Raw genomic sequence first — 10,999 nt, 5'->3', positions numbered from 1 at the left:
GTGATGCGTATCCGGTCATTCGGGCATAAGATGGATTGATATTGAGGAATTGTCCTTCCGGCGAGGTCTGGAAGATGCCCTCCACGGAGTTTTCAAATATGGAGCGGTATTTTTGTTCGCTTGTACGGACTCCATCCTCTGCCTTTCTCCGTTGAATGTAGTTCCACATGCCTTCTAAAAGTAAAGAAGTATGCGTGATATCTGATCCGGTATACGGTTCTTTCTTGTTTGCAACACCGGCAACAAGTACAACACGGTTTCTATCAATGAGCGGGACGCTCATAAAGCGCACCAGGGAGAGATGTCCTTCTGGGTAGCCCCTTTTGTAAGGGTTGGGCTCTGAGTAGTTGTTTACGATAATGGGCTTTTTCTGCCTTATAGCCTCACCCCATAACCCGGCCTGTTCAAGAGGGAACTTGACGGGCTTCCCGTCTACGGAACACTGCTTCATCCACTGCTTCATCGCCTTTTTGGACCACAGGTGGGTATGCATGATGGTCTCGTCTTCATTTATATAGCCGATAAACGCTATCTCGCTCCCGGTCATTTTCAGGCACTCCTCCACAACAAAACCGGTAATCGTGTCCAGAGGGATATCTGCCATCTGGTAAAGTTTCAGGAGTGCTTCCTGTCGTATGTCGGTGAGGAGGAGTTCTTGCTCTGTAAGCTTGCGTTCCCTTTTTGATTCTGCCTCCCTGAGTTCCCTCTGAATAGCAGGAACAAGGCGTGAGAGATTGCTTTTCATCACATAGTCGTGGGCGCCTGATGATACCGTTGCTGTTGCTGCTATCTCTTCACCGATAGCGCCTGAAACGATGATAAAGGGGATATCCAGCCCCTTCTCTTTGTACAGCTTGAGCGCTTCAAGACCATTGAAATGAGGCATATTATAATCGGATATGATGATGTCCCATGTCTCTCTCTCAAGGGCCTCGTGCATGGCATCGGCGGTTTCCACCCGTTCATAGGTCAGCTTGTAACCAGCGCGTTCGAGTTGGTGGACAATAAGCAGTGTATCATCTTCAGAATCTTCAATAATCAAAACACGAATGGGTATTTCCATGCATTTCCTCTCTTTAGAATCTCGTATCTTAAAACCCGTTCCTCGTATCTCAACTTAGCGGATAGCATTTAGCGTAGAGCGTTTAGTTTTAAATCCTCTACGCCTGTTCCTGTCCTCACGCAGTGGGGACTCGCGTAGCGGGGGGCTATGCGCTCCACGCTCCACGCTATAGATCGCTTCACGCAAGCTTTAATCCTGCCGAAGGAAGGACATCGCGGTCTTTTCCCGCTTCACTATTCACTATTCGCTACCTTGATCCCAGAAAATCTAATATTTTTTGGGTTGTGGTGGAAAATTTACGCTTGAGTGACCCGTTTACCCCATTATGAGCGATTAACGTTACATCCTCAGCGATACCGGATTGTTCTTTGATTACCCTGTCAACCTTTTCCCAATCGACCTTATCGGCAACGCCCCTATCCTGAATGATCCTCCGTGTATGCTCACTTTTGGATTTGATTTTCTTATACATGTCGGTGCGGACTTCAAGATATATCTTATTGTTGTTACTGACAGCCAGTTTGATAGGCACATATATGATCTCGCCCGGAGTGCCCACATCAACCATATTAAATAACGGCTCCATATGTTCGGGCAGTACCCTGATGCACCCATGACTGAGATAACGGTATACGCTCCTTGGCCGGATTGTTTCGTGGATCAGTATGCCGGTAATTGATGTATCCAGGGCATACCTTCCGAGGGGATTGTCAGGCCCCGGTGGCACAGCCTCTTCAACCGGCTTTCCCTTTGATTCCATCTCCCTCTGGATAGAGTCCGGCACATACCACGTCGGATTTTTTCGTTTCTTTTTAATTTTAAACGTTCCCATTGTGGTCTGCCAGCTTATTTTATTCTCCTCATAAGGTAAACCGACACCAACAGGAATAGCAGTAAGCCTGCCATCTTTGAAATAATAGAGTGTCCGGTCGGGTATATTAATAATGATCCCGTTTTCTATAACCTTTGGGACAATTTTCCGGTTATTTATTATGACAGTTGCCCCCTCCGGAAGGGGTAGCTTAGGGTCAATATTGTTCTCTTTCGCAATATTTTTCCAGAATACCCCGTGCCTTGCACCAATGAGTTCAAGGCTGTCACCATTTTGGACAACATATGTCTTTACGCCGCCAATGACCATATCGGAGGCAAAGACATGTGTATATGAAAAGAGGAGAAGTAGAATCAGAAAGACTTGCATAGGTTATATATTATGGACAAAATATACAGGAGATACGGACAAATTTAAAGTATATTCTGAGGTGAAATGTGAAATGTGAAAGGTGAGAGGTATCTCGTAACCAAGAAAAAGGGTTCAAGGGTTCATTACTTCAGTGAATAGTCGTTAGTGAACAGTAGTCAGTTAAAAAACTATTCACTATTCACTTTTCACTTTTCACTGTTTTCATGTGGTTTTCTGGAAGACGATTGAGAAAGATGACCCTTCCCCGCATACGCTTGCAAGGGTCATCTTTCCGCCCTGGGCTTCAACGGCCTCCTTGACGAAAGTCAGGCCAAGACCTGAGCCCTTGATATTCTTCGTTTTGTCTGAGCTTGATCGGTAAAATTTCTCAAAGACCTTATTGAGGTCGTCTTCTTTGATACCATACCCGTGATCAATAATATCGATTTTTAAATGGTCTGTCTCGCTTGTCAGCTTTATCATAACCTCCTTGCCGGAGGGGCTGTATTTTATCGCATTTTCCACAAGGTTGAAGATGCATTGCTTTGTCAGGTCCCTGTCAATCACGATGTCATCTGTATTATCAGGGATATCCGTGTGGATGGTTATGCCGTTTGTGTCTCCAATCGGTTTCAGGGCTGATGCCACTTCCCGGATAACATCATTCAGGTTTATGGATGTCATCTTAATAGGCTGTCTGCCTTCCTCAATCCTTGTTATGTCAAGAAATGTGTTTAAAAACCGCACGAGCCTTTCCGACTCCCTGTGAATGATCCCTGCAAAACTTTTCATCTTCCCTTCAAGGTTACCGGCGAGTATCTCGCTGAACCCCTGGATTGATGTCATGGGCGTCTTCAACTCGTGAGAAACGACAGAAATGATATGGCCCTTGAGGATTTCGAGTTCCTTAATTTTTGTAACGTCCGAAAGCATAATGAGGAGATATGTCCTCTCATTGACGGCGAAGGAAGAGGCGTCAACCTTAAAAAATTTCTTTGCAGGCTTCTCGAGGGATATGGTGAAGGATACATCCTCTTTTTCATTATAGAGCCTTCCTGGCACGTCTTCAGGCTCGATATTTTCCATAACAGCAGGGGCTAAAGACGTTACAAATATATCTGCAGACCCTGCCTCAACCCCATTTTCTTTGAACAAAGTCTGTGCGAGATTGTTAATGAGTATGTTCTTTCTATCAGGACCGAAAATGAGCACGCCATGAATATCGCTTAAAAGCGCCCTGTCTGTAAGCTCCTTCTCAAAACCCAATTGTCTGCTTACATCGTTAAGTATCTGTGCCTTCGACTGGATGCCCTTCTCGGTGAGTGATCCGAATATGCCTCTTTCCACGTGTTTTTCATTATCCCCCGCATAACCCCACCTCAGGTGAGGCACTACCGTCATATAGGCCTTGTCGAGGGTAGTAATGGCATCATTAAATTTGAATACATAGGCAAGAATAAACACAAAGAAAACTGTAAAGAAATAGATTGCAGGGGCGAGCCAGACATTGAAGGCTGAAAAAAGCAGATACGTGATGACCCCGATGGATAAAAGCATAATCAATCCGAGTATGGTGGCCCGTTGTTCCGTTGACCTCAGAAAACAGATAAAAGAAACCATTGCAAGGAATACTGCAATAAGCCATCGTACCCATGGCAGGATAATATCAATTGCATTATTCATAAGCATGGTATTAAGGGTATTCGCCTGGCCTTCTATACCCGGCATGCTCCTTCTCTCCTGTGAGAAGGGGGTTAAAATACGGTCACCGGCCCCTGCCGCAGAAACACCCACAAGGACTATCCTGTTATTGAAAAAGGGTGGAGGATAGACGTTATTAAGGACATCGATGAGTGAGACGCTTTCAAATGAACCCGGGCCGCCGCAGTAATTGATATACATCGGGTTGGACTGTGTAATCTTGCTGTCGGGTATATACTTTTTTTTGTCGAATGTACGGAAAAAAGGTTTATTCGTGGCAAACCCATATGCCACAGACGACAAAGAATGCAACAGGTCATTCCGGAGCTGGAGGGTATGATATACCTCCCTGACGATACCATCGATGCCTTGTTCTACATGCACATGGCCGACAGGTGAGGCTGACAGCAAGGCAACAGGATATTTTACATTTTCGTTGTTTTCGATAAAAACCGGAAGAATTATATTGCCGTGTTCTTTGATTGCCCGTGCAAGGAACGCATCATCGTCGGTGGGTTCGGTCATGATAATATCAAATGCTACCGCTTTTGCCCCTGCAGTTTTGTCAATAAGCGATGTGTAATAGGATCTCTTGATAGGCCATCTCCCGAGCTTCTCCAGGGTTTTATCGTCAATCGTCACTATTATGATGTCTTTTGAGGGCGCCCTGAAACCCCTTGTTCTGAAGGAGAGGTCGTAAAAATAATTATTTATCCCTTCTAAAAAGCCGACATATTCAAACAGGATGATAAAGACCAGGAGCAGCCCGCATATGATGGCTTTCCGGATAGTGACGGGCCCGATATGTCCGGTAGGTTTATCCATCTGTATACTGTATATTGATCAGCTACCCCGTGACAATAATTTTTCAATCTTTTCCTGGAGGTCGGCTGTTGCAAAGGGTTTCGGGAGGTAATCGTCAGGCGGGTTAGCCATGCCTGCCCTCGATACCCTTTCCTCCTCCCGTGCGGTGAGCATCAGTAACGGTATTCCTGATGTTTCGGAAGATTCTTTCAAATTTTTAATCAGCTCATAACCGTCCATTATTGGCATGGTCAAATCGGTAATAACCAGATTTACCGTATGCTCTCTCATAATATCAAGAGCCTCGGCGCCATTTGTTGCTTCAAGCACCTCGTATCCGTTCTTCGACAGGTTAAAATCCAGTAAAAGGCGGATATCAGGGTCATCGTCCACAATAAGAATTTTCGTTGGGTTGTCTGACATCTTTATACTCCTTAAAAATTATCCGGCCTCAGGCCTTTTGCTGCGCTGACGGAAAAATATCTGCCCCTGTAAGCCTGTTAGAGCGCCAATAATAAGAGGATACCCAATGCACCAATGATACCGAATTGCATATAGGGGAATCCACGCTCTATCTCAAAACTCTGCGGAGCCGAGAAATCGCCTTCACGTCCCTTTTTATCAATACTGCTTGTCCTGACGTAGTATGTTCCGGGATCTTTTGGCCTCTGAAGGGTGATCTCCGGTTTCTGGAGCTTTTCATCAATAAGGGTTGTCTTGAAGATCTCATCGTCGGACATCTGGAAATGATAGGTGGTTTCTTCGCCAAGGTTCCGCCATTTCAGAGATATCGATTTTTTATCAACTTCGGGCTTTTCAAGTTGAGGGGCAGGCGGCGGAGGGATGAGGCGGAAGGTAACGGTATTTGACCACCCGCCTTCGTACCCGTCTTCAGCTATGGAACTTACCCTGAAATAATACGTGTTATAATCCAGAATTCCTGTCTTGTATGCCTCGGTCCGGTAATCCTTCTGCTCTTCTTTGATCCGGGTATAATCTTTGTCCTCAGCGATCTGAACATGATATTTTGCAGCATCTTTCACCTTGAGCCATTTGAATTCTGCCGATTTCCCGATGAATTCCGCATCGTCTTCCTTTATCTGGATGAAAGGAGGCAGGGGTTTTGCTTTCAATGTAATAATCGAGGGGTCAGACTGTGGTCCTTCAAGTCCCTTCCCGTCAATGCTGCTGATGATGAGATAGTATGAGCCGTCTGTAATATTACTAACCGCAAAAGATTCTTTTGGTTTTATAATATTTTCGAAGAGTACGTCTTTTCCTTCCTGGTCTTTTGATAGAGCGGTCCTTATGGCAACAGTTCCCTCTGTCTCATCAAACTTAATACTGAGGGGTATGTCTTTATAGATGGGTCTATAAGCGGCAATTTTTGGCGGGGCAAGGAGTTTACTCGGTTGATCCGGCACTGCGCCCTTCTCTACCAGGGTACCTTCGCCTTGTTTTACCTCAACTGCTGTATCCATTCCCTTTACCATTACTCTGCCTTCTAAAACTTCAGCACGGGTAGAAGCCTTTTCGTCAAGGGATACCCTGAACTGAGTTCCCCTTGCCGACGCCACGGCTGAAGGGGTGTTGATCTCGAAACGTGAATCTGCCCCTGTTGCGCTTTTTATATTCGTTATGGCCCTGCCTGCCCTGAGATACAGGTCGTGAACTATTGCTAATAGACCTTTTTTCTGAGCGGTGGTAACACCAAGTATTGTGTTTGGTTTAAGGAAGAGGGCGCTGTTGTCCTCAAAGGTTATTTCAAGGGAACTTTCACTTCCTGTCTGTAGAGTGCTGCCCTGAATTATCTTGTCCCTTAAATGGAGAACTGTCCACTCATCCCCGTCTTTTTTTTGAATCTTTGCATCACCTTTGACAAAAGTAACCTCACTGTCCAGTGGTGTCCCCCGGAGAAGCCCTACAGGGATCTGCAGCACCTGGTCAGGATAAATGATATTCGGATTTTTTAAACGGCTTGCCTTTCCAACCTCAGGCCACTTTGATGGGTTCTCAAGGTATTTTTTGCAGATATTAATGAGTGTATCACCTTTTGCAACCTTTAAATCTACCGTCTGGTCGCCGAAGGCATGAATATTTGATGTGCATATAAAGAGCAGGACTGCAAATAAGATTATAGAGTATAACGTCCTTGACGGGTTGAGTTTATTCTGTTTTATGGTTTAACCTCCCGAAATGTTGTGTATCAATGATTCTATTAAAAGTATACATACAAATATATGTGCACAACAATTATTTATCCAGTATTTCCCTCAGCTTCTCCAGGAGTTTTCTCGGTATGATCGGTTTCGAGATAAAATGAAAATCCTTCTCCTCAATGCCTTTATCGAGGACAATGTCTCTTGTGTACCCGCTCGTGAAGAGGGCTTTGATGTCGGGATCTATTTTCTTGATTTCATCATAGACCTCTCTCCCGTTCTTTTTCGGCATCACGGAATCGAGAAGTAAAAGGGCGATATTTTTGTTTTCTTTGAATTTGATGAGGGCATCTTCACCATCTGCTGCAATTATAGGCGTATATCCGTGATCGGCGAGTATCTGCTTCACGAGATTTCTTACCTCTTCATTATCTTCAGCGACAAGGACGGTTTCCTTTCCTCTTTTAACTGCAGGATATACGGTCTTTTCTTCGCCGGCAGCCATTTGTATGGCGGGAAGGTAGATATGGAAGGTTGTCCCCTTGCCCTGTTCGCTCTGTACATTTACATGCCCTTTGTGCTGCTTCACTATTCCGTAAACCGTGGAGAGGCCGAGCCCTGTCCCTTTCCCTACTTCTTTGGTGGTAAAGAAGGGGTCAAATATCTTCTCCTTTGTTGCCTCATCCATGCCGGTACCGGTGTCAGAAACGGATATGACCGCATGTGCCCCCGGCTCTCCATATCCGAACGTCTCTGCAAACTCTCTGTCCAACACCGCAAGCTCCGTTTTAATGGTTAATCTGCCACCCTTTGGCATTGCATCCCTCGCATTCGAGACGAGGTTGAAGAGGATCTGGTCGATCTGGGTTGCGTCCCCCATGATGGTCATATCATCGCTGGCAAGTATTGTCTGTAGTGCGATATCTTCTGTGAGGAGTCTCTTTAAAAGCTTGTCCGTTCCCCTGATTAAGCTATTTAATGCAACGGGCCGGAGTGTTATGGGCTGCTTTCTGCTAAAAGATAGAAGACTCTGGGTGAGGTTGGCTGCCTTGTGTGATGATGAGAGTATCTGGTCGGCATATATCCGCAGGGGATTATCGCTATCCAATTGCATCTGCAGGAGGGTTCCGTATCCGATAAGGGCGGTGAGGATGTTATTAAAATCATGTGCCACGCCGCCTGCCAGGGTGCCTATAGCCTCCATCTTCAGGGCCTGACGGAGCTGAGACTCAAGGTGTTTACGCTCAGTGACGTCCCTGACAATGTGGACAATACCTGTTATATTTCCCTTATCATCCATTATGGGGTCTACTGAAACTAAAAGCCATACCCCCCTTTTATCATCGTAAACCTCTGTCTCTTCGTGTTGTTTTGTCTCCAGCAGCCTTGCAACAGGACACGATTCTAATGGTTTGTCTGTCCAATGCATCAATGCATGACAGTATTTTCCCTGGATCTTATCCATGCGGATGTTAAAAAAAGAAGCAGCAGAGCTGTTGGCCCGGACAATTCTGAGATCTGGGGTTAAGAGCATTACCGCGTCTTTAATGGAGTCGAAGGTAGATTGCCACTCTTCTGCCGCCTTTGTTATCTTTTTCTCTGCCTGCCTCCGTTCCGTAATATCCTGTAAAATTCCTTCGTAATATAACAGGTTATCGTTTACGTCACACACCGTATGGGCGTTCATCTCTCCCCAGATTATAGCATTGTCCCTGCGGTAGAGCTGGACCTCGAAATTGTGTATTGTTTCTTCACAATTTATACCTTTTGCCCACCTCTTAAGATCATCCCTGTTTACAAATGTATCGGCCAGACTTAAGGCCAGCAGCGGCTGCAAATCTGAATATCCCAGCATCTGGATGAAAGCGGGGTTGGCATCGGTGAGTTTCCCCGCGGGTGTGCACCGGAACAGGCCGACGGGAACGGTCTCAAAGAGGCTGCGATAGCGTTCTTCAGCCTCTTTTGCCATCTTTCTGTGCCTGGCACGGGCCATCACCAGCCGTGCTGCAACGGGCAGCCGTGCAAAGTGCTGGGGCTTTTTCAGTACGTAATCATCGAGTCCTGCCCTCATAGCCTCCACGGCAACCTCCTCACTTCCGGAGGCGGTAAACATAATCACCGGGCATTCGGGCCAGCGGGCCTTGACAATACGGAGGAGCTTCAGGCCGTCTGTCCAGTGCATCTCATAATCGGTAATTACCAGATCATAGCAATCCTTTTCCAGGGCAGGGGATAACTCATCGGGAACGCCTACCTGCTCTATCTGTGCACCGGGGAACTCCTTTCTCAGCACCCTAACAGCGAGTGTCCGCATGTCAGGATCATCATCGAGCAAAAGGACCCGCGGGTTGCTGTCCATGACCGGTGCGAAGATGTTGACGACCTCTTTCAGGGATTCCGGTGTCATGGGCTTGAGAAGGTAACTCTGCGCACCCAGGCTGTAAGCCTTCTCAATATCGGCAGGTTCCTGTGAAGCGGTGAGTACTACAACAGGCAGGTCTTTCAGCCCCGGCTGTTCTCTCATCCAGGCCAATACTTCATGACCCGACTTGCGAGGCATGTAAAGGTCCAGGAGGATAAGGGCAGGGAGCGGGTAGTCTGTCCGGTCAGCATACTTGCTTTGCCCGGCCAGATATGCCACTGCCTGTTCTCCATCATTTACGATCTGGAGGGGATTGGTCAGTCCTGTTTTACGGAAGGCACGCTGAATCAGCCGTACGCTCAGAGAATCATCCTCAACGAGGAGGATGGTAGGCATGGACATGCGGTTCTCCTTTTGGATACATTATTATAACATGTTTTTGTATTCCACAATAGGCTGTGTTTTAATCAAACTATAACACTCTTATTCTATTTTGATATTCTACTTAATAAATGTCAATAAGATTTAAAGGGTACACCATTGCCCCCATCCCATTGTCCCGCCTTCGGCAGGATTAAACCGTACAGATTGCGGAATACTTCAGTGAATAGTCGTTAGTGAATAGTGAACAGTTAAAAACATTTTATCAAGCTCATTGTCATTCCCCCGTTCGGGGACAAGACTCTTGTACCATATTTTTAAATCCGTATCTCGTTTTTCCACGCTTCACGCTTCACATATAACGCTTCACGGGTTTCCACTATCCACCATTCACCATTCACAACATTTCATCTTTTCTGCCTTTTTAACTATCCACTATCCACTATTCACTATTCACTGCCTTCATAAGATCGGGACATTCGAGGTTGGCGGCAAAGAGATATCCTTGTGAAACAGGCAGGTTTCCTGCCCGAATTGCTGCCTGAATCTCAGGAGGAAGTTTTAAAAGGGAAATGCCGTTATACAGCGTCGTTACTGATTTTCCGGTGATCTCTGAATTGGTACCAACTGTTGGTACCAATTCATCGGACAGGTCATCAGGCTTCAGTTTGTAGCGTATCAATCACTCATTACCCCTTCCACATCATACCCTTTATCGGGGTGTTTTGCCTGAATGAATGCCAATATCCCTTTTGCCTGATCCATGGAACGATGAGCGGAGAGCGTAGAGGCTAATAGCTCAAAGTTGAAAGGGGAAAGGAGCAATGAGTTTGATAAAATGTCTTTAACTGTTCACTATTCACTAACGACTATTCACTGAAGTAAGAATGACTTGAATGAGTCTGCTTCGATATTAATATTTGACTGCACCTGTTCCAACACGACGATATTTCCTATGGGAATGTACAAAAACTCAGGATTTACGGTTTTATTCTGTGTGGCCATATTGTTGCCCCCTTTTTTTAAATTCCTTTCACTCATCACTCAAAAGAAAATCCTTTCTCCCGAAACAATTTAAGACACACCTCCACCACCTCAGAACCATAAAGGATGCCTTTGTTCTTCTCGATCTCCTCAAGGGCTACTTCTATTCCGAAGCCGACTCTGTAGGGACGGTGGGAGGCGATGGCTTCAACTACGTCAGCTACAGCAATGATTTGTGCTTCAAGGAGTATCTCGCCATTTTTGAGACCCTGGGGGTAACCTGAACCGTCTAACCGTTCATGGTGTTGGAGGACTATCTCTGCTATGGGATAGGGCAATCCTACATCTTTCAGTATGTCGTA

The 10,999-nt window shown here is 45.9% G+C and carries 9 protein-coding genes; all 9 read right to left on the bottom strand.

Going from position 1 to position 10,999, the window contains the following annotated elements:
- On the bottom strand, positions 1–1,063 hold a 1,063-nt coding region (locus NTX75_09720; GenBank protein MCX5816500.1), incomplete at its 3' end, for a GAF domain-containing protein.
- Positions 1,064–1,310: 247 nt separating this feature from the next.
- A complete protein-coding gene (locus tag NTX75_09715) occupies positions 1,311–2,264 on the bottom strand; it encodes a L,D-transpeptidase family protein (GenBank protein ID MCX5816499.1) in 954 nt (317 codons plus the stop codon).
- Between the two features lie 204 nt (positions 2,265–2,468).
- The gene (locus NTX75_09710) at positions 2,469–4,772 is read right to left on the bottom strand and encodes a CHASE2 domain-containing protein (GenBank protein MCX5816498.1); all 2,304 of its coding nucleotides are present in this window, start codon (positions 4,770–4,772) and stop codon (positions 2,469–2,471) included.
- An 18-nt stretch (positions 4,773–4,790) separates the two neighbouring features.
- On the bottom strand, positions 4,791–5,174 hold the full coding sequence (locus tag NTX75_09705) for a response regulator (protein ID MCX5816497.1): 384 nt from the start codon (positions 5,172–5,174) through the stop codon (positions 4,791–4,793).
- 77 nt (positions 5,175–5,251) lie between these two features.
- Positions 5,252–6,847: a FecR domain-containing protein gene (locus NTX75_09700; GenBank protein ID MCX5816496.1), complete on the bottom strand. Its 1,596-nt coding sequence runs from the start codon at positions 6,845–6,847 to the stop codon at positions 5,252–5,254.
- A gap of 157 nt (positions 6,848–7,004) precedes the next feature.
- Positions 7,005–9,668: a response regulator gene (locus NTX75_09695; GenBank protein ID MCX5816495.1), complete on the bottom strand. Its 2,664-nt coding sequence runs from the start codon at positions 9,666–9,668 to the stop codon at positions 7,005–7,007.
- Between the two features lie 427 nt (positions 9,669–10,095).
- On the bottom strand, positions 10,096–10,335 hold the full coding sequence (locus NTX75_09690) for a hypothetical protein (GenBank protein MCX5816494.1): 240 nt from the start codon (positions 10,333–10,335) through the stop codon (positions 10,096–10,098).
- Between the two features lie 191 nt (positions 10,336–10,526).
- The gene (locus NTX75_09685) at positions 10,527–10,658 is read right to left on the bottom strand and encodes a hypothetical protein (GenBank protein ID MCX5816493.1); all 132 of its coding nucleotides are present in this window, start codon (positions 10,656–10,658) and stop codon (positions 10,527–10,529) included.
- A gap of 35 nt (positions 10,659–10,693) precedes the next feature.
- The coding region (locus NTX75_09680; GenBank protein ID MCX5816492.1) for an HD domain-containing protein at positions 10,694–10,999 on the bottom strand (306 nt) is incomplete at its 5' end.

The organism is Pseudomonadota bacterium (assembly GCA_026388315.1).
Taxonomy (GTDB): domain Bacteria; phylum Desulfobacterota; class Syntrophorhabdia; order Syntrophorhabdales; family Syntrophorhabdaceae; genus MWEV01.
The sequence above is the reverse complement of the archived record's forward strand: the minus strand, read 5'-3'. Positions and strand labels throughout refer to the sequence as shown.

Bases quoted from the DNA above. Each gene is read 5' to 3' on its own strand.
- NTX75_09715 (MCX5816499.1), bottom strand. From the start codon at position 2,264: ATGCAAGTCTTTCTGATTCTACTTCTCCTCTTTTCATATACACATGTC.
- NTX75_09710 (MCX5816498.1), bottom strand. From the start codon at position 4,772: ATGGATAAACCTACCGGACATATCGGGCCCGTCACTATCCGGAAAGCC.
- NTX75_09705 (MCX5816497.1), bottom strand. From the start codon at position 5,174: ATGTCAGACAACCCAACGAAAATTCTTATTGTGGACGATGACCCTGAT.
- NTX75_09695 (MCX5816495.1), bottom strand. From the start codon at position 9,668: ATGCCTACCATCCTCCTCGTTGAGGATGATTCTCTGAGCGTACGGCTG.
- NTX75_09685 (MCX5816493.1), bottom strand. From the start codon at position 10,658: ATGGCCACACAGAATAAAACCGTAAATCCTGAGTTTTTGTACATTCCC.